Below are 22,170 nucleotides of genomic sequence, written 5' to 3'. Positions count from 1 at the left end.
GCCCGAGCCCTCTCTGCGGGTACAGATACAGGAACGTACAGATCGGACCATAACAGCACGCCAGTAATCTGCGCTGTTCTACCCGCTCCTGCACCGCCGTGTACCTGCCGGGGCAACGCTGCTTTTTTTACGCTACAGCCTCACAGCAGCCCTTCCTTCAGGAGCCCCGCACCATGCCACAGCGCAATCCAACCACCATCCCGCCCACCACCCCAACGGCCGCAGTCACCTTGGGCCTCACACCCGGCCAGAGCCTGTGGCTGTGCCTGCCGCCCGGCAGCGCACTGCACACCACTCAGGGAGAGGTGTCACTTCGCTTTGCTCCACGAGACTTCGGGCACGCGTTGCACACTCTGCCGCAAATGCGGCTTGGGGCGGGCGAACATCTGCCAGAGGGCTGGAACACCAAGGCCGCCTGGGTGCAGGTGGGCAACGCCCTGCACTGCCGCTCTGAGATCCAGGTGATCGAAGGCACTCCCAGGCCGGGACTTTGGCACCAAGTACGGCACCTGCTGCGCTCAGCCTTTGCAGGCCGGGACAAAACCGCAAAGAACCGCGCTTTTGGCAAGGTGCCCGCAATGCGGTAACCGCTGCACCAAAGAAAAAGGCCTTGCCAGATGGCAAGGCCTTGGACAATGCGCGGCCCGCTTCAGGCCTGCGCCGCACGCAGCCGTAGCGAGAACTCACGCAGGGCGGCTATACCGCTTTCTTCCGCGCGGCGGCACCAGGCTTGCAGGTCCGCGGTGAGCTGCTCGCGCGATTGCGAGGTGTTGAGCCACAGCTGGCGCAGCTCTTCGCGCATGGTGACCATCTTGTCGAGCGCGGGGTGCGCGGCACGGGCCTGGGCCAGTTGCGGCAATGCGATGGCCGGCACCTTCTCGGCATCGCGGTGCAGCCAGCGCTTGGCGGCCTGGAGCACCGAGGCATCGGCATTGCGTGCCTTGAGCGCTGCGATTTCGTCCTTGCAGGCCTGGCGCACGCCACGTGCATAGCCAGCCATCACCTCATAGCGGTTGGCAATCAGGGCCTCCAGCGTCTTTTCATCGGCTACAGGCTTGACGTCACCCAACTGGAGCTTGGGCGGCACCTTCTTGACCGTGGCCCAGCCAATCTTCTTCATCATGGTGATGTAGACCCAGCCGATGTCGAACTCATACGGCTTGACCGAGAACTTGGCCGACGTGGGATAGGTGTGGTGGTTGTTATGCAGCTCTTCGCCGCCAATGATGATGCCCCAGGGCGAGAGGTTGGTGCTGGCATCCTGCGCCTCAAAGTTGCGGTAGCCCCAGTAGTGGCCCACACCGTTGACCACACCCGCCGCCCAGAACGGAATCCAGAGCATCTGCACCGCCCACACTGCGGCGCCCAGAGCGCCGAACAGTGCAAGGTTCAGGATCAGCATGAGGCCCACACCCTGCCAGCCGTAACGGGTGTAGACGTTGCGCTCCATCCAGTCATCGGGCGTGCCGTGGCCGAACTTCTTCATCGTCTCCTGGTTCTTGGACTCGGCGCGGTACAGCTCGGCGCCACGCCACATCACGGTGTCCAGCCCCCGGGTCTGGGGGCTGTGGGGGTCGTCCACGGTTTCGCACTTGGCGTGGTGTTTGCGGTGGATAGCGACCCATTCCTTGGTGACCATGCCCGTACCGATCCACAGCCAGAAGCGGAAAAAGTGCGAAGGGATGGCGTGCAAGTCCAGCGCGCGGTGCGCCTGCGCGCGGTGCAGGAAAATCGTGACCGCCGCAATGGTAATGTGGGTCGTCGCCAGGGTGTACAGAATGATCTGCCACCAAGCCAGGTTCCACAACCCATGGCCCAGCCAGTCAATGGCAGCGTTCAGTACGGCCCAATCGGGTAACAGCATATTCAGAAAGCCTTACTTCTACAGAGAACCCGTTCGCCAACGGACCGGGTATCTGATTTTAGAGTGGTCCCCACGAAATAGGTTCGGGGGTATCCATGGTATTTACGCTGATTTAGCGCCTTTAGAAGGCCAAGTCAGGCCTTTTTGGACCAGATTGCGGCAAAGAACCCATCCGTTTGGTGCACATGGGGCCACAGGCGCAAATAACCACTGCCCGACTCACCACCGCTGCACAGACCCTTGGCCCCCTCCACCTTGAGCTGCTCCAGCAGTTCGCCCGCATCGAGCAGTTCAAAGTCCGGGTGCGATGCGGTGAATGCCTCTGCGATGGCCTCGTTTTCCTGCGGCAGGATGCTGCAGGTGGCATACACCAGACGGCCGCCGGGCTTGAGCAGGCGCGCTGCGCTGTCCAGAATGGCGGTCTGTTTGGCCACCAGCTCTTCGATGGCTTTGGGCGACTGGCGCCATTTGAGGTCCGGGTTCCGCCGCAGAGTCCCCAGGCCCGAGCACGGAGCATCCACCAACACGCGGTCGATCTTGCCCGCCAGCCGCTTGACGCGGTCATCGCGCTCGTGGGCAATGGCGGCGGGGTGCACGTTCGACAGGCCGCTGCGGGCCAGGCGCGGTTTCAGAGCATCCAGACGGTGCGCCGAGACATCAAACGCATACAGGCGCCCGGTGCTGCGCATGCCCGCGCCGATGGCCAGGGTCTTTCCACCTGCACCTGCGCAAAAATCCACCACCATCTCGCCGCGCTTGGCGTCAAGCAGCAGGGCCAGCAACTGCGAGCCTTCATCCTGCACCTCGATGGCACCGCGCGTGAACGCATCCAGCTTGGTCAGCGCAGGCTTGTCGTCAATGCGCAGGCCCCAGGGCGAATACGGCGTGGGGCTGGCCTTGATACCGGCCTTGGCGAGCTCCTTTTGTACGTCGGCACGCTTGTCTTTGAGGGCATTGACGCGCAAATCCAGCGGGGCGCTCTGCGCCAGGCTTTCCACCAGCGGCCAGAAGCCGTCGCCCAGCTGGTCCTTGAGGGGCTTCACCAGCCATTCGGGCAGGTTGTGACGGTGGCGCTCCATCAGGTCATCGACCGTGACCGCATCGCACTGGTCCAGCCAGTTCTTTTCCTGGTCAGTCAGTGCGCTCTTGAGGAAGTCGCGCGGGCCGTAAAACCCCAGGATGGCCAGACGGCGCTCCTTGGGTCCCGAGCCCGAGGGCGCCATGTGGTCGAACAGGAGCTTCTTGCGCAGCACGGTGTAGACCGTTTCGGCCAGGGTGGCCCGCTCGCGGGGGCCCAGGCCCCGGTTGTCGCGGAAGAATCGTGACACCACCGCATCGGCGGGGTGTTCAAACGAGAGGGTGAGCCTGACCAATTCGGCACAGGCGTCGAGAAGAACTTTGGGATGCATCCCCCGATTGTCCCACTCTGGTCTGATCAACAGCCAACCACAAGGCTCCTTCAAACGACCCGCATCGATCCGTTCGGTTTGTCAACGCGTGTAGACCGGATCAAACGCATAGCGCTGAATCTCCTTCAGGCTGGGCGATTCACCCGCCCACAGCGCCAGCGCGGGGCCGGGAAGGCTCAGATTGCGCTCCAGGGCGCGGCACAGGTGGTAACGGCTTTCATCGTCCATCCCCGGCAGCTCGACAAAGATCAGGTACGCACGGCGCTGCGGATGCTCGCGCAGGTTTTTGCGCATTAGCCAGCAGCGGGCAAGGGGCGCACAGCGGGCCAGTTCCGATTGCAGCTCGGCCAGTTCGAAGGGGCTCAGGTCGTGACGCGTGATCTGGCTGAAGAAGGAGGTGCCCGACAGCTCTTCCCAGGCGCGCTCTTCGGATTCCTGCGCGCGCTCCAGCCGCTTGCGCCACTGTTTGAAGGCCGCCGCATCATGCTCCATGCCCATGCGGGGAGTTTCCAGCTCGGCCAGCGCGGTGCGCGCGGCCCAGTAGCGGTCGTTGCTGCCCGCTTCCCACACCCGGTGCAGCAGCAGAAGCTTGCCTTCGCGATCGTCCTCGGGCAGGCAAGGCACCAGTCCACACAGGGCGGGCGCGTACTCGGGGCTGCGCTCCAGCGCCAGCTCATACAAGGCACGCACATCGGCACGGGGGTCCAGATGGCGCTTGAGGCGGGCCAGCTCCACCAGCTCAGCCGCACTGTTCTGAGCGATGGAAGCCTGCAGCGCCTGGGCGCGTGCGCGCACACGTTCCAGCCACGCGTGGTGCTGCTTCCACTCCGTAGCGTTGTCGCGGCACCATTGTTTGTCGAAGTGTTTGACCCACCGTTTGGCCTCATCGCCCAGCAGGGTCAAGGCATTGCCACGCGACCAGTCGGGCAGTGTGGGCGTGGCATCCAGCGCTTCAATGCGGTCCCGCAAGCCGGGGTGGGTGTCGTCCACACTGCTCAGGCGCTTGAGCGCTTGGCGCAGTGCGTCGTTGGCAAAAGCAGCATCCGGGGCCTCGGCCAGGAAACGACGCATGCTGCGATAAGGCCCCACCGGCAGCGGATTGCCAGCGGCACCGCACCAGTGGTTGCCCCAGAACTCTGCCTGCAACGCTGCGCCCCGGATCTCGATCTCGGCCAGGGCGGCGGCGGTCACATCACGGCCCAGCAGCTTGCCCGCAATGCGGTCGGCCTCGTATTCGTCCTGGCGGGCCAGCGCAAACGTCTTGGCCGAAAAGCGCGGAAAGTACCAGCGCATGAACGCCTGCGTGGCCGCGGCCACCGGGCCTTCGTCGTCGGCCAGACTGTGGTTCAGGCGCATCCACGACAGGCGTGTGCGATAGATCCAGGCCGCAAACCGGCCATGGTCGCCGCGCAAGTGGCCGTACTCGTGTGCCAGCACGGCGAGAAAACGCGGCCGGTCCAACGCCATCAGCAAAGGCAGCCCGATGCTCAGGTGGTTAACGGCGCCACCCAGCAGGCCGTACTTGGGCAGCTGCTGGATGCTCGCATTGAACTCGTCGTTCAGCGTGACCTTGTGGATGGGCGGGCCCTTGATCTTGCGGCGGATGCGCTCCAGCGCCTCAAAAAGCTCCGGTGCCTCCAGCGCCGTGATCTCCACGCCCTCAGGCGCGTCAAAACGCACCCACAGCGCCCGCAGGCTGACCCACAGCAGGCCCGCAGCCCCCAGCAGCAGCCACACCATGGCAAAGCGAAACTTCCCCTGCAACATCTGCGGCACCACCCACAGCAAAATGCCTGCGGCAAGTCCCAGGCACCCCAGCACCCAGGCATAGCCCAGCGCCGCAAACACGGCCACACTGCGGCGGTATGCGCGGCTGTTGTCAGCACTGGCATGCTCGCTCATGCGCACCAGATGCACAAAATCTGCCTGATCCACGGGCTTCCCTCACTCTTGGGTTGTTTTCAACCGCCATCCTAACCACTCACGACCCCACACCCACCACCATGACCGACGACGACCTGCCAGCACTCATTCGCACACCGCCCGGCCTGTACCGCCACTACAAGGGCATGCTCTACGAGGTGATTGATACCGTGCGCCACAGCGAAACGCTGGAGCCCATGACGCTGTACCGCGCGCTCTATGGCCAGCGTGGGCTGTGGGTGCGACCCGCCGCCATGTTTGAAGAGCAGGTGCTCGTTGACGGTGTGATGCGGCCACGGTTTGAGAAATGCGGGGATGAAACCCCAGCGGGTTGAGCCCGGTGGGCTCACGCCGCAGTGCGCGGAAAAATGGCTGCTGCCACCAAACCACCGCCCGCAGCATTGCGCAAGGCCAGCCTCCCTCCGTGCCGCCGCACGATATCGCTGGCAATGGTGAGCCCCAGCCCGGCCCCGCCACTCTGGCGGTTGCGCGAGGCCTCGACGCGGTAAAAAGGCTCCATGACCCGCTCCAGCTCTTCGGCAGGCAAACCGGGGCCATGGTCGCGCACCTCGATGGTCAGCGCATCAACCGCATCGTGCAGCGTGACCTCGGCGCTGCCGCCGTAGCGAATCGCGTTGCCCACCAGGTTATCCAGACAGCGCCGCAGCGCCACGGCCTGCACCCGCAGCGGGGCCGCCTGCCCCGCCACCGTGACCCGATGGCCCATGGCGAGTTGGTCGTCGGCCATGCTGTCCACCAGGGCCTGCACATCCAGCAGCACCCAGGCCTCGGCGCCAGCCACGCCGCGCAGGTAGTCCAGCGTTGAGGCGATCATGGCGTCCATCTCTGCAATGTCGCGGCGAAACAGCTGCTGCGCGCGGCTATCGTCCAGGCATTCGGTGCGCAGGCGCAGCCGGGTCAGCGGCGTGCGCAGGTCATGCGACACCGCCGCCACAAACCGGTCGCGCTCGGCCAATTGCTGGCGGATGCGCGCCTGCATCTGGTTGAACACACGGCTGGCGTCGCGGCACTCCAGCGTGCCGTCCTCGGGCAGCGGGGGGCGGTCGATATCGCGGCCCAGCTCCTGCGCCGCCGTGGCCAGCCGGTGCATGGGGCGCGACAGCCAGCGTGCCGCCCACCAGGCCACGGCCACCAGCGCCGCCAGCCGCACGCTGATGTCGAGCAGCAGCCCCAGTTGCAGCGACGGCGGGGCATTCCACAAGCCCTGCCCTGGCCCCGGCGGCGGCAACGGCAAAGATTGCCCATCGGCTGCCACCCCGAGGGGCTGCGGGCCAGGCGGGTGCCCGGGGTGCGCGGGGCGCAGTTCAAACATCAAAGTCAGCGCCAGCACATGGCTCACGATGACGGCCACGATAAGCAGCAGCGCGAGCCGGCCAAAAAGGGTGTCAGGCAGCCAGCGCTGCAGCGCCGCAGGCCAGCGCGCAACCATCAATGCGGCCATCCCACCTGCCCCTGCAGCGACTGCACGTTGAACACGTAACCGGCGCCCCGCACAGTGCGGATCATCGAGGGCGAGCGCGGGTCGTCCGAGAGCTTGCTGCGCAGGCGCGAGACCAGCAGATCGATGCTGCGCTCGAACGCGTCCATGGCCCGGCCTCGCGCCTGCTCCATGAGCTGGTCGCGGCTGAAAATGCGGCGCGGCATGCGCAAGAAGGTGCAGAGCAGGCGGAATTCGGCATTGGACAGCGGCACCACCACGCCCTGCGGGGACACCAGGTGCCGCTCGATGCTGTGCAGGGTCCAGCCATCAAAGCGCACCAGCCCGTCGGGTTCCTGGCGGGCCGGGGCGCTCTCGCCGCGCGTGCGGCGCAGCACGGTCTGGATGCGTGCCACCAGCTCGCGCGGCTCGAAGGGTTTGCCCATGTAGTCGTCAGCCCCCATCTCCAGCCCCAGCACGCAGTCGTAGGGGTTTGCGCGGGCGGTGAGCATGATGATCGGCACCCGGGAGCGTTCACGCAGCTCCCGCGCGAGGGTGATGCCGTCGGTGCCGGGCAGCATCACATCCAGCACCACCAGGCCGATGGGGTGCGCGAGCATCTGCGCGCGCATCGACGCCGCATCACACGCCGCGTGGGCGGCGTGGCCAAAGCGGGCGAGGTATTCGGTGAGCAGTGTGGTGATCTCCACATCGTCGTCCACCACCAGGATGTGTTGCATGGGCTCTGTCGTGCAAAAGAACACCCAAGTTTAGGCAGCTACAAGCCACCGCTGCCGACGATCTGGCGGGCATTTCCGCCATTGTTCGGTCCTTGTGGACGCCCTTTGTATCGACCTTGGTACAAAGCAGACAAACCCCGGAGACACGCACAACCAAGAATGGTTACGGGCCATGGCTGAGGGCTTCCGTTTTGGGGGACCAGGCACCGACCCACCCTTGGAGCGAAAGGAACGACGATGACGACCATCAGTAGCGTCAGCAGTGCCTGGTCCAGTGCAAGTGTGCAGCGGGCATCACGCCCGGCGCCCACGCCGGAGCGGCTGCTGTCCAAAATCGATACCGACGGCAACGGCGGCGTGAGTGACACCGAACTGCAGGGCCTGCTGGACGATGTGGCCCAAAAAACCGGCGTCAGCAACTAGGCCAGCGCTGCGGACCTGGTCAAGCAGTACGACAGCAATGGGGACGGCAACCTCAACGCCGACGAGCTGGGCAAGACGATGCAAAGCGTGTTGCCCCCGCCACCGTCCACCATGGCTTTTGCCCAGTCGCGGGGCGACAGCGACAGCGACACCGCCACCGCCACCGGCCAGGCGGGCGACGACCTCTTTGGCAAGGTGGACAGCGACGGCGATGGCGCCGTGAGCAAGACCGAGCTGCAGGCCCTGCTGGAAGCGATGTCGGGCGGCACGGCGAGCCAAGCGGGCGTCAGCAGTGACGACGTGTTCAGCCAACTGGATGCAGACGGCGACGGCAGCCTGACCCAAGCCGAATTCGACGCGGGCCGCCCTTCCGGCGCGGCGGGTGAAGCAGGCGGCGGCATGCAGGTCATGGGCGGCATGCCACCGCCACCCGGAGGCCCAGGTGGTGCAAGTGCTTCCGCCGACAGCACCACCACCTACGACGCCCTGGACACCAACAAGGATGGTGAAGTCTCGCTGACAGAACGGCTGGCTGGCAGCACCAGCAGCGTGGAGCAGGACGCGATCACCGCGCTGTTCAACGCCATCGACACCGATGGCGACGCCAGCATCAGCGCCAGCGAATCCAGGACTTTCATCGACCAGTTGACCAGCCAGCTCCAGCAGCCCGCCAGCCCGGCATCAACATCGGACACCAGCCAACGCAACGACCTGGCGCGACTGGCCGACTTTGCCCGGCAGCAGTACGCGCTGGCCGCCAATGACTGGAATTCGCCCGCCAGCACCGGCAGCCTGAGCGCAATGGCCTGATCAAAAGGAAGGGGCTGGCTTGCCACCAGCCGCAGGTTTTCTGGCCACGCAGTGCGATTCGCCCGTCAGTTGACGAGCTGCGTGCGCCGGGATTACCGAAGCATCCAGCAGCGAGAAATATGATTAAAACAGGGCCTAGCGCTTGATGGACAAGCGCAAGCAGCTATTATTTTTATAGCACAAAACAATCTCCGCGCACCCACAGGGCTGTGGGTGCGAAAGCTGGACCGTCCCAAGCCCGACACCGCCCAGGCTACAGGGCCTGGATCAGTGACCGCACGGCACGTGGGTAGATCACGTGCTCCTGGGTCAGCACCCGGGCCGCCAGCGTCTCGGCCGTGTCGCCCGGCAGCACCGGCACCACGGCCTGGTCCAGTATGGGGCCCACATCCAGCTCGGCCGTCACCTGGTGCACCGTTACGCCCGCAAACTTGCAGCCTGCATCGATGGCGCGCTGGTGCGTGTGCAGCCCGGTAAAGGCGGGGAGCAGCGAGGGGTGGATATTGATAAGCCGCCCCGCGTAGTGCGCCACAAACCCGGGCGTCAGGATGCGCATGAACCCGGCCAGCACCACCAGGGCGGGCTGGTGGCGGTCGATGGTGGCGGCCAGCTCGGCATCAAACGCCTCGCGGCTGGCAAAGGCCTTGTGGTCCAGCGCCTCGGCAGCGATGCCCTGCTCCCGCGCAAACACCAGCCCGGCGGCATCGGGCTTGTTGCTGATGACGGCCGCGACGCGGGCGCCGTAGCGCTGCTCCCAGTGCTCCTGTTGTGCGGTACGCACGATGGTGGCCATGTTGGAGCCGCCGCCAGAGATCAGAATGACGATGTTCTTCATAAATTGCCACGGATTATCTAGGAGGCTGTCGAGCATGGGGTTGGCTCTGCGCCACCGCCTGGGGGTGCCAGGCAAGGCGCGGGTGAGGCCGTGTGGCCCAGCCACACAACGAACCCGCAACGCAGCATGGCGGCCCCAGGCGGCGGCCCGAAGGGTTGTGCGACAGAGCACGCAGGCGGCGTTGCCCATGCTCGCTGCACAGCCAGTGCAGCTTGCGCTGGGCGCCTAGCCTGCATACTCTGTAGCACAACGCAGCGCCAACCCCAAGCCCGACAGCCTCCTCATGCCCTTCGATCCCGCCACCCGCCCCCTCACCCCCCACGAAGCCCGCGTACTCGCCACGCTGATGGAGAAGGCCCGCACCGTGCCCGACAGCTACCCCATGTCGCTCAACGGCCTGGTCACCGGCTGCAACCAGAAAACCAGCCGCGACCCGGTGATGAACCTGAGCGACGCCGAGGCGCAGGAAGCGCTGGATTCGCTCAAGCTGCTGACCCTGGCGTTTGAGAGCAGCGGCAACCGCACCACGCGCTGGGAGCACAACTTCCAGCGTGGCGTGGGCGTGCCCGAGCAGTCGGCCGTGCTGCTGGGCCTGCTCATGCTGCGCGGCCCGCAGACGGCGGGTGAACTGCGCATCAACGCCGAGCGCTGGTACCGCTTTGCCGACATTTCCTCGGTCGAGGCATTTCTGGACGAGCTGCAGGAGCGCAGCGCCGAAAAGGGCGGCCCGCTGGTCGTGCAGTTGCCCCGCGCGCCGGGTGCCCGCGAGCAGCGTTGGGCGCATCTGATGTGTGGGCCTGTAGACACCAGCGCCGGTGTGTCAGCCCCCAGCAGTGGCGGCGGTGGCAACACCGGCACGTCTGCCGCACTGCAAGCGCGGGTGGACGCACTGGAGACCGAGGTGGCCAACCTGCGCAGCACGGTGCAGCGGCTGTGTACAGAACTGGGCATTTCCCCAGACTCCGCGCCGATGTCGCCACCCGGACAGGACTAAAACGAACGACCGTGCTACAAATGCGGATCACTTGGAGACAAACCGATGGATCTCGCATTCACCCCCGAAGAACAGGCGTTCCGCGAAGAAATTCGCGCCTGGGTTCAAGCTAATCTACCGAAAGAAATTTCGCACAAGGTCCATAACGCCCTGCGCCTGACCCGCGACGATCTGCAGGGCTGGGCCAAGATCCTGGGCAAGAAAGGCTGGCTGGGCTTCGGCTGGCCCAAGGAGTTTGGCGGCCCCGGCTGGACGGCCGTGCAAAAGCACCTGTTTGAAGAAGAATGCGCCCTGGCCGGTGCGCCCCGTATCGTGCCGTTTGGCCCGGTGATGGTGGCCCCGGTGATCATGGCGTTTGGCAACGCCGAGCAGCAAAAGCGCTTTTTGCCTGGCATCGCAAGCGGCGAAGTCTGGTGGAGCCAGGGCTACAGCGAACCAGGATCGGGTTCGGACCTGGCCAGCGTCAAGACCCGCGCCGAGCGCGTGGGTGACAAGTACATCGTCAACGGCCAAAAGACCTGGACCACCCTGGGCCAGCATGGCGACTGGATGTTCAACCTGGTGCGCACCAGCACCGAGGGCAAGCCCCAGACCGGCATCTCCTTCCTGCTGCTCGACATGAAGTCCAAGGGCGTCACCGTGCGCCCCATCAAGCTGCTGGACGGCGAATGCGAGGTGAACGAAGTGTTCTTCGACAACGTCGAAGTGCCTGCCGAAAACCTGATCGGCGAAGAGAACAAGGGCTGGACCTACGCCAAGCACCTGCTGAGCCACGAGCGCACCAACATCGCCGACGTGAACCGCAGCAAGCGCGAGCTGGAGCGCTTGAAGCGCATCGCCAAGACCGAAGGCGTGTGGGATGACCTGCGCTTCCGCGACCAGATCGCACTGCTCGAAGTGGACATCGTCGCGCTGGAAATGCTGGTGCTGCGCGTGCTGTCGGCCGAGAAGTCGGGCAAGAACTCGCTCGACATCGCGGGTCTGCTCAAGATCAAGGGCAGCGAGATCCAGCAGCGCTACGCCGAGCTGATGATGCTGGCCGCAGGCCCCTTTGCCATGCCCTTCATCGAAGAGGCCATGGAAGCTGGCTGGCAGGGCAACTTCCCCGGCGGCGTCACTGCCAACGCGCCGCTGGCGTCCACCTACTTCAACCTGCGCAAAACCACCATCTACGGTGGCAGCAATGAAGTTCAACGCAACATCGTCGCGCAGACGGTTCTGGGCTAAGGAGACAAGAACATGGATTTCGATTTTTCTGACGACCAGGAACAACTGCGCGACGCCGTGCGCAAGTGGGTGGACAAGGGCTACACGTTCGAGCGCCGCCGCGCCGCCGTGGCCGCCGGTGGTTTTGACCGCGCCGCCTGGAACGAACTGGCCGAGCTGGGCCTGACAGCCCTCACCGTGCCCGAAGCCCACGACGGCATGGGCCAGGGCGCGATCGACGCCATGGTGGTGGCCGAGGAACTGGGCCGTGGCATCGTTCTGGAGCCCATCGCTCAAGCCTTCATGGCCAGCAGCGTGCTGTCGCACTACGCACCGGCCAACGTGCAATCGGCCTGGCTGCCCCGCGTGGCCAGTGGTGAAGCCCTGGTGGTACTGGCCCAGCAGGAGCGCAAGGCGCGATACCGCCTGGATGTTTGCGAGGCAAAAGCGGCCCCAGCGCAAGATGGATATGCACTGACAGCTATCAAAAGCGTAGTAGCTGCCGGCGACAAGGCCGATGCGTTCATCGTGCCCGCACAGCTGGACGGCAAGATCGCCCTCTTCCTGGTCGAGCGCACCGCCACTGGCGTGACCACCCAAGGCTACGTCACACAAGACGGCAGCCGCGCCGCCGAGGTGAAGTTCACCAACGCCCCCGCCATGCTCATCACCACCGATGGCCTGGCCGCGCTGGAACTGGCCGTGGACACCGGCATCGCCGCCACCTGCGCCGAAGCCGTGGGCGTGATGGACAAGACCGTGGCCATCACCGTCGAATACATGAACCAGCGCAAGCAGTTTGGCGTGTTCATTGCCAGCTTCCAGGCGCTGCGCCACCGCGTGGCCGACATGAAGATGCAGCTGGAACTGGCCCGCTCGATGAGCTATTACGCCAGCCTCAAGCTGTGCGCCCCTGCCGCAGAGCGCCGCGCCGCCATGGCGCGCGCCAAGGTGCAACTGGGTCAATCGATGCGCTTTGTCGGCCAGCAGGCCGTGCAACTGCATGGTGGCATCGGCGTGACGGACGAGTACATCGTGAGCCACTATTTCAAGAAGCTCACCCAGCTGGAAGTGGCCTTTGGCGACACGCTGCACCATCTGGGCGAAGTGTCCGCCCGCATGCAAGACACCGCAGGCGTGTTTGCCTGATGTGAACTGACGCAGCCATGTAACGCTCGCATGCCATGCTCGTGGATTCACCGATCCACGGGCATTTTTTCTTGTCGGAGACACCTTCATGAACAACAAATTCTGGCTGCAACGCCGATCTCTTCTGCTGGCAACCGCTGCAGCAGCTACCCTGGCCCTGGCCGGTTGCGCCACCAAGGGTCCCAGCCTGTCCGAAGCGCCGCCCATCGTCTTTGTGCACGGCAACGGCGACACCGCCGCACTGTGGCAAACCACCGTGTGGCGGTTTGAATCGAACGGCTGGCCGCGCGAACGCCTGCACGCCATTGACGTGCCCTACCCCCTGTCGCGTGATGAGGACGCCAAACCCCAGGCGGGCCGCACCTCGGCCGCAGAGCACATGGCCTACCTCAAGGCCGAAGTGGACAAGGTGCTCAAGGCCACGGGTGCAAGCCAAGTGGTATTGGTGGGCAACTCGCGCGGCGGCAACGCCATCCGCAACTACATCTACAACGGCGGCGGCGATAAGACGGTGAGCCACGCGATCCTCGGCGGCACGCCCAACCACGGCGTGTGGGCGATACCGGGGTTCCGAGAAGGCAACGAGTTCTCGGGCACGGGCCCTTTCCTCAAAGCGCTGAATGCTCCCAAGAACGCGGCGGGCGACGAGGTGAGCGGCCCCGTGAAATGGATGACGATCCGCTCGGACAACAACGACAAGTTCGCCCAGCCCGACGGTCTGTGGATAGGCCAGAAAGGCAAGCCCACCTACGTGACCGCCGCAGGCCCCGAACTCAAGGGCGCCACCAACGTGGTGATTTCGCGCATCGACCACCGCGAGACGTCGTACTCCCCCGCTGCGTTTGAAGCAACCTACCGCTTCATCACCGGCAAGGCACCACAGGTCACCACCATTGCGGCTGAAAAGCAGGTGGTGCTCAACGGCAAGGTCACCGGCCTGGGCGTGGACCCGGCCGACCCCAAAACCGGCAACTTCAGCAACAACCTGCCCCTGGCGGGCGCGCAACTGGAGGTGTATGCCACCGACCCCGCCACGGGCGCCCGCGCGGGCAATGCCTTGCTGCGCAAGACCGTGGGTGCGGATGGCCAATGGGGACCACTGACGGTGCCCAACGGCGCGCCCGTCGAGTTCGTGATCAGCGCACCCGGCTATGCCACCACCCACATCTACCGCAGCGGCTTTCCACGCAGCAGCAACCTCATCCACCTGCGCGCAGAACGCATGGCCGATGCCGACAAAAGCGCCGAGAGCGTGGTGACACTGACCCGTCCGCGCGGCTACCTGGACCCGGCGCGCGACAAGATGCTGCTGGATGGTGCGGTGCCTGCGGGCGTGCCCGCTGGCGCTGGCGTGGCATCTGCCAAGGTCAAGCCTGCGGGCGGCGTGCGCAGCATTGCGGGTGAGTTCAATGGCGAACGCGTGGTGGGACAGACCTGGCCGGCCGCCAGCGGCCACCTGGTGTTTCTCGAACTGACTTACTGATGGAATAGGCGTTGCTCGGTGCCTGAGCTCCGTGCAGCACACCACCAAGAGCGGCCAAGACGGCCCCGATGGCTAGGCGCTCCGTCGCAGACAGTACGAAGGGCCTGTCAACCCTCTTTTCGGGGTCGCGAAGGCCCTTGCGGGCGTGCCAATCTAGGCGCGCGACGCAGCGTGCGCTCTTGCACACGTAAGGAGCGGAACGACGAGTGGCGCGCCCGCAGGGGCCTTCCCTTCGGGTTGCCCGGCCTGGGGGCCGTCTGCGGCGTTGCCCGCGCTTGCAAGGTGCCTACCTTGCTGCGCACAGGCGCCTTGCATCCCACCCCCAGGTCGGGCAACGCGATCCCCGAAAAGAGGGTTGGCAGGCCCTCACGGCAAGACGGAGCAACGACGCCAGTGGGGTCGTATTGGCCGCTCTACGCCAAAAGACGCGAGGACTTGGGGACGTGGGCCATCAGGAACTCCATCTGATCGGCCAGGATGCGCCGGTTACGCAGGATGAAGTCCTCCCACAGACTCGGCACATAGGGCGCATACAGCAGCGGCATGTGTGCCTGCTCTGGAGTGCGGGGGCCCTTGCGGTGGTTGCAGGGGCGGCACGCCGTGACCACGTTCATCCAGTGGTCCTGGCCGTTGCGGGCAAACGGCACGATGTGCTCGCGCGTCAGGTCTTCCTCATGAAAATGCCCGCCGCAGTAGGCGCACACATTGCGGTCGCGGGCAAAGAGCTTGCTGTTGGTCAGGCTGGGCTTGAGCTCGAACGGATTGATGCTGGGCACGCCCTTGGTGCCGATGATGCTGTTGATGGCGATCACCGATTGCTCACCCGAGATGGCGTTGTGCCCGCCCCGGAACCGGGCAATCTGTGCACCAGACTCCCAGCGCACTTCCCCGGCGGCGTAATGAATCACCGCCTGCTCCAGCGAAATCCACGATTGGGGCAGCCCTTGGGCTGACAGCTTCAAGACCTTCAAAACACGCCTCCTGGAACACAAAGTACACAAGGATCGGAACGCAGATGTCTCGCGGGCAGCCCTGCGCGGGGCCAGCCGTGGGTCACAATATACTCCGTTTTCATGACAAATTGGCGTCCTGCGCTTGATGGACTTGCGCATGCTGCTATCAAAAAGATAACAAACCGATGAAGATCTTTCGCGGATTCCACCACCCTGGCACTGCCAATGCCTGTGCGCTGACCATCGGCAATTTCGATGGTGTGCACCGGGGCCACCAGGCCATGCTGGCCTTGCTGAACAGCGAGGCTGCACACAGGGGCGTGGAAAGCTGCGTGCTGACGTTCGAGCCCCACCCCCGCGACTACTTCGCGGGCGCCCACCAAAAGCCCGAGCTGGCACCCGCACGCATCGGCACCCTGCGCGACAAGCTCACCGAACTGGCCCGCTGCGGTGTGCAGCAGACCGTGGTGCTGCCGTTTGACGCGCGGCTGGCCGCCCAGTCGCCCGACGCTTTCATCGACGAGGTGCTGGTGCGTGGCCTGGGGGCCCGGTATGTGCTGGTGGGCGACGATTTCCGCTTTGGCCGCCAGCGCGCCGGCGACTACGCGATGCTGGACGCCGCCGGGCAAGCCAAGGGTTTTGACGTGGCGCGCATGAACAGCTACGAGGTGCATGGGCTGCGCGTGTCCAGTTCCGCCGTGCGCCAGGCGCTGGCCGCAGGCGACATGGAAGCCGCGGCACGCCTGCTGGGACGGCCCTACACCATCAGCGGCCATGTGGTGCATGGCCGCAAGCTCGGTCGCGAACTGGGTGCTACCGCCGCCGGTGCAGGCGACGGCTTTCGCACCCTGAACCTGCGCTTTGCCCACTGGAAGCCTGCCGCCAGCGGCATCTTTGCCGTGCTGGTGCATGGCCTTGCCGCCGAGCCGCTACCAGGGGTGGCCAACCTGGGCGTGCGCCCCTCGCTGGACCCGAACGACGTCAACGGCGGGCGCGTGCTGCTGGAAACCCATTGCCTGCATTGGCCCGCCGATCTGGGGCCCGAGGGGGCGTACGGTAAAATCGTGCGCGTGGAACTGCTACACAAACTGCACGACGAGCTGAAATACGACGGTCTGGATGCCTTGACGAAGGGCATCGCCAAAGACTGCGCCGACGCGCGTGCCTACTTTGCCTCGGCCCAGGCACCCAACCACACCGAAACCCGGCGCCAGACCACCCGCGACCGAATTTGAGGGAGCTGCTTCTCGCAGCGCCCTCCTGACGGGCCCGCCATCCTTCGCGCTCCAACCCCGTTCTTGCTCCGGGCCTTGCCCCGGAATGCCCCGTTTTTAAGGCTCCCTCATGTCCGACGACAACGCCAGCACTCCTTCCACGGATTACCGCAGCACCCTCAACCTGCCCGACACCTCCTTCCCCATGCGTGGCGACCTGCCCAAGCGCGAGCCGGGCTGGGTCAAGGACTGGGAAGACCAAGGCATCTACAAGCGCCTGCGGGATGCCCGTCGGGGTGCGCCCAAGTTCATCCTGCACGACGGCCCGCCCTACGCCAACGGCCAGATCCACATGGGCCACGCGGTCAACAAGATCCTGAAGGACATGATCACCAAAGCGCGCCAGCTCGAAGGCTTTGACGCGCTGTACGTGCCTGGCTGGGACTGCCACGGCCTGCCGATCGAGAACGCCATCGAGAAGAAACACGGCCGCAACCTGAGCCGCGACGACATGCAGGCCAAGAGCCGCGCGTTTGCCACCGAGCAGATCGCGCAGCAGATGGTGGACTTCAAGCGCCTGGGCGTGCTGGGCGAATGGGACAACCCCTACAAGACCATGAACCCCGCCAACGAGGCGGGCGAAATCCGCGCCTTCAAGCGCGTGATGGAGCGCGGCTTTGTGTATCGCGGCCTCAAGCCCGTGTACTGGTGTTTTGACTGCGGCTCGTCGCTGGCCGAGTTCGAAATCGAATACCAGGACAAGAAGAGCACCACGCTGGACGTGGCCTTCAAATCGCATGAGCCTGCCAAGCTCGCCGCCGCCTTCGGGCTGCCCGCACTGGCCAAGGACGCGTTTGTGGTCATCTGGACCACCACCGCCTGGACCATCCCTGCCAACCAGGCGCTGAACCTCAACCCCGAGATCAGCTATGCGCTGGTGGACACGGGCGAGCGCATCCTGCTCGTGGCCGAGCCGCTGGTGGCCTCGTGCCTGGAGCGCTATGGCCTCACCGGCAGCGTGCTGGCCTCCACCCTGGGCAAGAACCTGGGCGGCCTGGAATTCGAACACCCGCTGTACGACGTGGCCAGCGAGGACGGCAGCTTTGGCTACCGCCGCCTTTCGCCCGTGTACCTGGCCGACTACGCCACGGCCGACGACGGCACGGGTATCGTGCACTCCTCGCCCGCCTACGGTCTGGAAGACTTCAACTCCTGCCGCGCACATGGCATGGCGCTCGACGACATCCTGAACCCCGTGCAGGGCAACGGCACCTACGCGGCCGACTTCCCGCTGTTTGGCGGCCAGCACATCTGGAAGGCCGTGCCCGTGATCATCGAAGCCTTGCGCAACGCAGGCCGCCTGATGACCACCAAGGACATCACACACAGCTACCCGCACTGCTGGCGCCACAAGACGCCGGTGATCTACCGCGCCGCCGCACAGTGGTTCGTGCGCATGGACGAGGGCGAAGGCGTGTTCACCCAGCCCGGCATGAAGCCCGCCAAGACGCTGCGCCAGATCGCGCTCGACGCGATCGAACACACCAGCTTCTACCCCGAGAACGGCAAGGCCCGCCTGCACGACATGATCGCCGGGCGGCCCGACTGGTGCATCTCGCGCCAGCGCAGCTGGGGCGTGCCCATCCCGTTCTTCCTGCACAAGGATTCGGGCGAGTTGCACCCGCGCACCATGGAAATCATGGACCAGGCCGCCGACATCGTGGAAAAGGGCGGTATCGAGGCCTGGAGCCGCGTGACGACCGAAGAAATCCTGGGTGTGGCTGACGCGCCCCACTACACCAAGAGCACCGACATCCTCGAAGTGTGGTTCGACTCCGGCTCCACCTTCAGCCATGTGCTGCGCGGCACGCACCCCGAGGTGCACCACGACACGGGCCCCGAGGCCGACCTGTACCTGGAAGGCCACGACCAGCACCGCGGCTGGTTCCACAGTTCGCTGCTGCTGGCATCGGCGCTGGAAGGCCGCGCGCCCTATCGCGGCCTGCTGACCCATGGCTTCACCGTGGACAGCCAGGGCCGCAAGATGAGCAAGTCGCTGGGCAACGGCATCGACCCGCAGGAAATCAACAAGAAGCTGGGTGCCGAAATCATCCGCCTGTGGGTGGCCGCCAGCGACTACTCGGGCGACATCGCGGGCGACGAGAAGATCCTGGCGCGCGTGGTGGACGCCTACCGCCGCATCCGCAACACACTGCGCTTCCTGCTGGCCAACGTGAGCGACTTCGACCCGGCCAAGGATGCCGTGCCGTTCGACCAGATGCTGGAGATCGACCGTTACGCCCTCACCCGCGCATCCGAGTTCCAGGCCGAGGTGCTGGCGCACTACAAGGTCTACGAATTCCACCCCGTGGTGGCCAAGCTGCAGCTGTACTGCTCGGAAGACCTGGGCGGCTTTTACCTCGACGTACTCAAGGACCGCCTGTACACCACGGCGCCCAAGAGCCTGGCCCGCCGCAGCGCGCAGACCGCGCTCTACAACATCACGCACGCCATGCTGCGCTGGATGGCGCCGTTCCTGTCGTTCACGGCCGAAGAGGCGTGGAAGGTGTTCGGCAGCTCCGACTCCATCTTCCTGGAGACCTACGGCAACGTGGCGGGCGTGGGTGCCGGTGCCGACGAAGGCCTGCTGGCCAAGTGGTCGCGCATCCGCGAGATCCGTGATGCGGTGAACAAGGAGATCGAAGCACTGCGCGCCGATGGCAAGGTGGGCTCGTCCCTGCAGGCCACCGTTACCCTCACGGCGGCGCCCGAAGACCATGCGCTGCTGGCCAGCCTGGGCGATGACCTCAAGTTCGTGTTCATCACATCTGCTATCGAATTGGTAGCTGGTAGCGCATTACAGATAAGCGTCAAGCCCAGTTCTGATGCCAAATGCGAGCGCTGCTGGCACTACCGCAGCGATGTAGGGCAGGACGCCGCCCACCCGACGATCTGCGGCCGCTGCACCAGCAACCTCTACGGCGACGGCGAGAGCCGGGAGCACGCCTGATGGACCGCACATTGCAGGCCGGGCGTTCCGGCGCGAGCATGTGGCCCTGGCTGGCCTGGGCTGTGGTGCTTGTGGTGGTCGACCAGATCACAAAGACCCTGATCCTCAACCACTACCAGTTGGGCGATTCCACGTTCATCACCAGCTTCTTCAACATCGTGCGGGCGCACAACACGGGTGCTGCATTTTCGTTCCTGTCGGACGCGGGGGGCTGGCAACGGTGGCTGTTCACCGGCATCGGCGTGGCAGCCACGATCTTCATCGTGTGGCAGCTGCGTGCCCACCCGGGGCAAAAGCTCTTCGGCTTCGCGCTGTCGAGCATTCTGGGCGGCGCGGTGGGCAATGTGGTGGACCGGCTGATGCACGGCTATGTCGTGGACTTTCTGGACTTCCATGTGAGCGGCTGGCACTTTCCGGCGTTCAACGTGGCGGACTCGGCCATCACGCTGGGGGCAGCGTGTCTCATTCTGGATGAGCTGCTTCGCGTGCGGCGCGAGCGCTGACGCCACCGGCATCCCCCGTGCAAGCCTTGCAACAGCCCGCCTCGTGCGGGCTGTTTGCTTTGTAGCGCCAGTTGCTCTTGCCGCATGCAGTGTCATGCGCATGTCACGGTCAGCGGTTGCAATGTAAACGTTTACATCAAATGTATTGCACCAAACTGCCATGAGCATTCTGGAAGTCGCCCGCGAGGCCGGTGTGTCGGTTGCCACCGTGTCGCGTGTTTTCAACGTGCCTGACAAAGTGGCCCCGGCCACGCGCGAGCATGTGGAGCACATCGCCCGCACCCTGGGCTATCTGCCCAACGCCAGCGCGCGCACCTTGCGCACCCAGCGCAGCCGTGTGCTGGGCGTGGTGTTGCCCACACTCACCAACCCCGTGTTTGCCGAATGCCTGGAAGGCATTGCCCAGGCCGCCGTAGCGGGTGGCTACGCCATCTCGCCGTTCACCACCGACTACCGCCTGGACCAGGAAGACCGCGCGGTGAACCTGCTGCTGGCGGGCAACGTAGACGGGATGATCCTGGTGGTTTCGAACCCCGCCACCTCCACCGCACTGCAGCGGCTGGCCGAGGTGGGTCTGCCCTATGTGCTCGCCTACAACCACCACCCCGATCACCCCTGCGTGTCGGTGAACAGCGAGCTGGCTGTGGCCGACGTGGTGACCCATCTGGCCACGCTGGGGCACCGCCGCATCGCCATGGTCAGCGGGCTGCTCAGCGCCTCTGACCGCGCGCAACAACGCTGCCGGGGCTACGCGCGCGGCATGGAGCAGGCAGGCCTGCGGGCCCAGCCTGTGTTGCAGGTGCCCTTCGTGGCCGCTGCGCCAGAGGTGTTGGGCGAAGCCCTGAACAGCCAAGACCGCCCCACGGCCCTGGTGTGTTCCAACGACCTGCTGGCCATCCGCAGCATCCGCGCCGCGCACCTGGCGGGCCTGGCGGTGCCGTGCGACCTGAGCGTGGTGGGCTTCGACGGCATTGCGCTGGGGCAAGACCTCACTCCGCAACTGAGCACCGTGGTGCAACCCAATGCCGACATCGGCCGCCACAGCGTGGAGCTGCTGGCCCAGGCAGTGGCCAGTGGCAACCCGCTGGGGCCCGACATGGGTCTGACGCTGGCGCACCAGTTCCGCGCTGGCGAGTCCTGCGCACCGCCCGCCTCTTCCCTTGTTCCTCCCCTCACCTGAACCCAAGGAGCTGATCCATGAAAACAACCCTCAAAAACTTCACCCGCGCCACGTTGCTGGCCTGGGGCCTGGCAGCCGGTGCCACGGCCATGGCGCAAAACGCCATCTGCTACAACTGCCCGCCCGAATGGGCCGACTGGGGCAGCCAGATCAAGGCCATCAAGGCCAAGACCGGCATCACCGTGCCACCAGACAACAAGAACTCCGGCCAGTCGCTGGCCCAGCTGGTGGCAGAAAAAGCGAGCCCCGTTGCGGATGTGACCTACCTGGGCGTGACCTTTGCCATCCAGGCGCAAAAGGACAGCGTGGTGGCCGCCTACAAGCCCGCTGCATGGGCCGAGATTCCCGATGGCCTGAAGGACCCTGCAGGCCACTGGTTCACCATCCACTCGGGCACTCTGGGATTCATGGTCAATGTGGATGCACTCAAGGGCAAGCCCGTGCCGCAGTCCTGGGCCGACCTGCTCAAGCCCGACTACAAGGGCCTCATCGGCTACCTGGACCCGGCATCGGCCTTCGTGGGCTATGTGGGCGCTGTGGCAGTGAACCAGGCGCGCGGCGGCACGCTGGACAACTTCGGCCCTGGCATCGACTACTTCAAGGCGCTGCAGAAGAACGAGCCCATCGTTCCCAAGCAAACGTCTTACGCCCGCGTACTGTCGGGCGAGATCGCGATCCTGCTGGACTACGACTTCAACGCCTACCGCGCCAAGTACAAGGACAAGGCCAATGTGCAGTTTGTGATCCCCACTGAAGGCACGGTGGTGGTGCCCTACGTGATGAGCCTGGTGGCCAACGCGCCGCACGCCGACAACGGCAAGAAGGTGCTGGACTTTGTGTTGTCGGACGAAGGGCAGGCGCTGTGGGCCAATGCCTACCTGCGCCCCGTGCGCGCCAGCGCCATGTCCAAGGAGGTGCAGGCCCGCTTCCTGCCTGCCAGCGAATACGCACGCGCCAAAACGGTGGACTACAGCAAGATGGCCGCAGTGCAAAAGGCCTTCTCGGACCGCTACCTGAAAGAAGCCCAGTAAGCCGG

Annotated in this window: 20 protein-coding genes; 13 read left to right on the top strand and 7 right to left on the bottom strand. The window is 65.2% G+C overall.

Features of this window, described 5'->3' with window-relative positions:
- Positions 1-173: 173 nt before the first annotated feature.
- Entirely contained in the window at positions 174-587 is a 414-nt protein-coding gene (locus tag C8C93_RS01355) for a hypothetical protein (RefSeq protein WP_121505664.1), read from the top strand.
- Positions 588-649: 62 nt separating this feature from the next.
- Here C8C93_RS01355 and C8C93_RS01350 read toward each other — a convergent pair whose 3' ends face one another.
- The 3 genes from C8C93_RS01350 to C8C93_RS01340 form a co-directional block, all read right to left on the bottom strand.
- The gene (locus C8C93_RS01350; RefSeq protein ID WP_121505663.1) at positions 650-1,864 is read right to left on the bottom strand and encodes a fatty acid desaturase; all 1,215 of its coding nucleotides are present in this window, start codon (positions 1,862-1,864) and stop codon (positions 650-652) included.
- A 134-nt stretch (positions 1,865-1,998) separates the two neighbouring features.
- Complete coding sequence (locus C8C93_RS01345; RefSeq protein WP_121505662.1) at positions 1,999-3,273, bottom strand: RsmB/NOP family class I SAM-dependent RNA methyltransferase; 1,275 nt, start codon at positions 3,271-3,273, stop codon at positions 1,999-2,001.
- A gap of 81 nt (positions 3,274-3,354) precedes the next feature.
- Positions 3,355-5,208, bottom strand: coding sequence for a M48 family metallopeptidase (locus C8C93_RS01340; RefSeq protein ID WP_121505661.1), 1,854 nt, complete (start codon positions 5,206-5,208; stop codon positions 3,355-3,357).
- 68 nt (positions 5,209-5,276) lie between these two features.
- Between C8C93_RS01340 and C8C93_RS01335 the strand changes: the two genes are divergently transcribed.
- Positions 5,277-5,531, top strand: a complete 255-nt coding sequence (locus tag C8C93_RS01335; protein ID WP_121420860.1) for a DUF1653 domain-containing protein — start codon at positions 5,277-5,279, stop codon at positions 5,529-5,531.
- 11 nt (positions 5,532-5,542) lie between these two features.
- Here C8C93_RS01335 and C8C93_RS01330 read toward each other — a convergent pair whose 3' ends face one another.
- A complete protein-coding gene (locus tag C8C93_RS01330; protein WP_121505660.1) occupies positions 5,543-6,658 on the bottom strand; it encodes an ATP-binding protein in 1,116 nt (371 codons plus the stop codon).
- Positions 6,646-7,374 (bottom strand): response regulator, encoded by a 729-nt coding sequence (locus C8C93_RS01325; protein WP_121505659.1) that lies wholly within the window; start codon positions 7,372-7,374, stop codon positions 6,646-6,648. The genes C8C93_RS01330 and C8C93_RS01325 overlap by 13 nt, the downstream gene beginning before the upstream one ends.
- 237 nt (positions 7,375-7,611) lie before the next feature.
- Here C8C93_RS01325 and C8C93_RS25310 point away from each other — a divergent pair, with 237 nt between their 5' ends.
- Positions 7,612-7,797, top strand: a complete 186-nt coding sequence (locus tag C8C93_RS25310; RefSeq protein WP_233559224.1) for a hypothetical protein — start codon at positions 7,612-7,614, stop codon at positions 7,795-7,797.
- A gap of 15 nt (positions 7,798-7,812) precedes the next feature.
- Positions 7,813-8,607 carry an EF-hand domain-containing protein gene (locus C8C93_RS01320; protein WP_255424300.1) on the top strand — a complete coding sequence of 265 codons (795 nt, stop codon included), beginning with the start codon at positions 7,813-7,815 and terminating at the stop codon, positions 8,605-8,607.
- 253 nt (positions 8,608-8,860) lie between these two features.
- Here the strand turns inward: C8C93_RS01320 and purN are convergent, their stop codons facing one another.
- On the bottom strand, positions 8,861-9,442 hold the full coding sequence (purN, locus tag C8C93_RS01315) for a phosphoribosylglycinamide formyltransferase (protein WP_121505658.1): 582 nt from the start codon (positions 9,440-9,442) through the stop codon (positions 8,861-8,863).
- Positions 9,443-9,725: 283 nt separating this feature from the next.
- On the opposite strand from purN, the gene C8C93_RS01310 reads away from it, so the two are divergent.
- From C8C93_RS01310 to C8C93_RS01295, 4 genes are all read left to right on the top strand, one after another.
- Positions 9,726-10,436: a YceH family protein gene (locus C8C93_RS01310; RefSeq protein ID WP_121505657.1), complete on the top strand. Its 711-nt coding sequence runs from the start codon at positions 9,726-9,728 to the stop codon at positions 10,434-10,436.
- A gap of 45 nt (positions 10,437-10,481) precedes the next feature.
- Positions 10,482-11,663 (top strand): acyl-CoA dehydrogenase family protein, encoded by a 1,182-nt coding sequence (locus tag C8C93_RS01305; RefSeq protein WP_008905006.1) that lies wholly within the window; start codon positions 10,482-10,484, stop codon positions 11,661-11,663.
- A gap of 12 nt (positions 11,664-11,675) precedes the next feature.
- Positions 11,676-12,791, top strand: a complete 1,116-nt coding sequence (locus tag C8C93_RS01300; protein WP_121505656.1) for an acyl-CoA dehydrogenase family protein — start codon at positions 11,676-11,678, stop codon at positions 12,789-12,791.
- A gap of 88 nt (positions 12,792-12,879) precedes the next feature.
- Positions 12,880-14,274 (top strand): alpha/beta fold hydrolase, encoded by a 1,395-nt coding sequence (locus C8C93_RS01295; RefSeq protein WP_121505655.1) that lies wholly within the window; start codon positions 12,880-12,882, stop codon positions 14,272-14,274.
- Between the two features lie 413 nt (positions 14,275-14,687).
- On the opposite strand, the gene C8C93_RS01290 is transcribed toward C8C93_RS01295, so the two are convergent.
- The gene (locus C8C93_RS01290; protein ID WP_055401504.1) at positions 14,688-15,245 is read right to left on the bottom strand and encodes an HNH endonuclease; all 558 of its coding nucleotides are present in this window, start codon (positions 15,243-15,245) and stop codon (positions 14,688-14,690) included.
- 167 nt (positions 15,246-15,412) lie between these two features.
- Here C8C93_RS01290 and C8C93_RS01285 point away from each other — a divergent pair, with 167 nt between their 5' ends.
- From C8C93_RS01285 to C8C93_RS01265, 5 genes are all read left to right on the top strand, one after another.
- Complete coding sequence (locus C8C93_RS01285) at positions 15,413-16,462, top strand: bifunctional riboflavin kinase/FAD synthetase (protein ID WP_121505654.1); 1,050 nt, start codon at positions 15,413-15,415, stop codon at positions 16,460-16,462.
- A 109-nt stretch (positions 16,463-16,571) separates the two neighbouring features.
- Entirely contained in the window at positions 16,572-19,451 is a 2,880-nt protein-coding gene (ileS, locus tag C8C93_RS01280) for an isoleucine--tRNA ligase (RefSeq protein ID WP_121505653.1), read from the top strand.
- Positions 19,451-19,954, top strand: a complete 504-nt coding sequence (gene lspA, locus C8C93_RS01275; protein ID WP_121420870.1) for a signal peptidase II — start codon at positions 19,451-19,453, stop codon at positions 19,952-19,954. Before ileS ends, lspA begins: the two co-directional genes overlap by 1 nt.
- 160 nt (positions 19,955-20,114) lie before the next feature.
- Positions 20,115-21,134, top strand: a complete 1,020-nt coding sequence (locus tag C8C93_RS01270) for a LacI family DNA-binding transcriptional regulator (RefSeq protein ID WP_121505652.1) — start codon at positions 20,115-20,117, stop codon at positions 21,132-21,134.
- 17 nt (positions 21,135-21,151) lie between these two features.
- The gene (locus C8C93_RS01265) at positions 21,152-22,165 is read left to right on the top strand and encodes an ABC transporter substrate-binding protein (RefSeq protein ID WP_121420872.1); all 1,014 of its coding nucleotides are present in this window, start codon (positions 21,152-21,154) and stop codon (positions 22,163-22,165) included.
- Positions 22,166-22,170: the final 5 nt, after the last annotated feature.

It is taken from the genome of Acidovorax sp. 93 (genome assembly GCF_003633835.1).
Classification (GTDB): domain Bacteria; phylum Pseudomonadota; class Gammaproteobacteria; order Burkholderiales; family Burkholderiaceae_C; genus Acidovorax; species Acidovorax facilis.
The sequence above is the reverse complement of the archived record's forward strand: the minus strand, read 5'-3'. Positions and strand labels throughout refer to the sequence as shown.

What these genes read in the sequence shown, in the direction of transcription:
- C8C93_RS01355 (WP_121505664.1), top strand. Translation starts at nt 174, where the DNA reads ATGCCACAGCGCAATCCAACCACCATCCCGCCCACCACCCCAACGGCC.
- C8C93_RS01350 (WP_121505663.1), bottom strand. Translation starts at nt 1,864, where the DNA reads ATGCTGTTACCCGATTGGGCCGTACTGAACGCTGCCATTGACTGGCTG.
- C8C93_RS01345 (WP_121505662.1), bottom strand. Translation starts at nt 3,273, where the DNA reads ATGCATCCCAAAGTTCTTCTCGACGCCTGTGCCGAATTGGTCAGGCTC.
- C8C93_RS01335 (WP_121420860.1), top strand. Translation starts at nt 5,277, where the DNA reads ATGACCGACGACGACCTGCCAGCACTCATTCGCACACCGCCCGGCCTG.
- C8C93_RS01330 (WP_121505660.1), bottom strand. Translation starts at nt 6,658, where the DNA reads ATGGCCGCATTGATGGTTGCGCGCTGGCCTGCGGCGCTGCAGCGCTGG.
- C8C93_RS01325 (WP_121505659.1), bottom strand. Translation starts at nt 7,374, where the DNA reads ATGCAACACATCCTGGTGGTGGACGACGATGTGGAGATCACCACACTG.
- C8C93_RS25310 (WP_233559224.1), top strand. Translation starts at nt 7,612, where the DNA reads ATGACGACCATCAGTAGCGTCAGCAGTGCCTGGTCCAGTGCAAGTGTG.
- purN (WP_121505658.1), bottom strand. Translation starts at nt 9,442, where the DNA reads ATGAAGAACATCGTCATTCTGATCTCTGGCGGCGGCTCCAACATGGCC.
- C8C93_RS01310 (WP_121505657.1), top strand. Translation starts at nt 9,726, where the DNA reads ATGCCCTTCGATCCCGCCACCCGCCCCCTCACCCCCCACGAAGCCCGC.
- C8C93_RS01305 (WP_008905006.1), top strand. Translation starts at nt 10,482, where the DNA reads ATGGATCTCGCATTCACCCCCGAAGAACAGGCGTTCCGCGAAGAAATT.
- C8C93_RS01300 (WP_121505656.1), top strand. Translation starts at nt 11,676, where the DNA reads ATGGATTTCGATTTTTCTGACGACCAGGAACAACTGCGCGACGCCGTG.
- C8C93_RS01295 (WP_121505655.1), top strand. Translation starts at nt 12,880, where the DNA reads ATGAACAACAAATTCTGGCTGCAACGCCGATCTCTTCTGCTGGCAACC.
- C8C93_RS01285 (WP_121505654.1), top strand. Translation starts at nt 15,413, where the DNA reads ATGAAGATCTTTCGCGGATTCCACCACCCTGGCACTGCCAATGCCTGT.
- ileS (WP_121505653.1), top strand. Translation starts at nt 16,572, where the DNA reads ATGTCCGACGACAACGCCAGCACTCCTTCCACGGATTACCGCAGCACC.
- lspA (WP_121420870.1), top strand. Translation starts at nt 19,451, where the DNA reads ATGGACCGCACATTGCAGGCCGGGCGTTCCGGCGCGAGCATGTGGCCC.
- C8C93_RS01270 (WP_121505652.1), top strand. Translation starts at nt 20,115, where the DNA reads ATGAGCATTCTGGAAGTCGCCCGCGAGGCCGGTGTGTCGGTTGCCACC.
- C8C93_RS01265 (WP_121420872.1), top strand. Translation starts at nt 21,152, where the DNA reads ATGAAAACAACCCTCAAAAACTTCACCCGCGCCACGTTGCTGGCCTGG.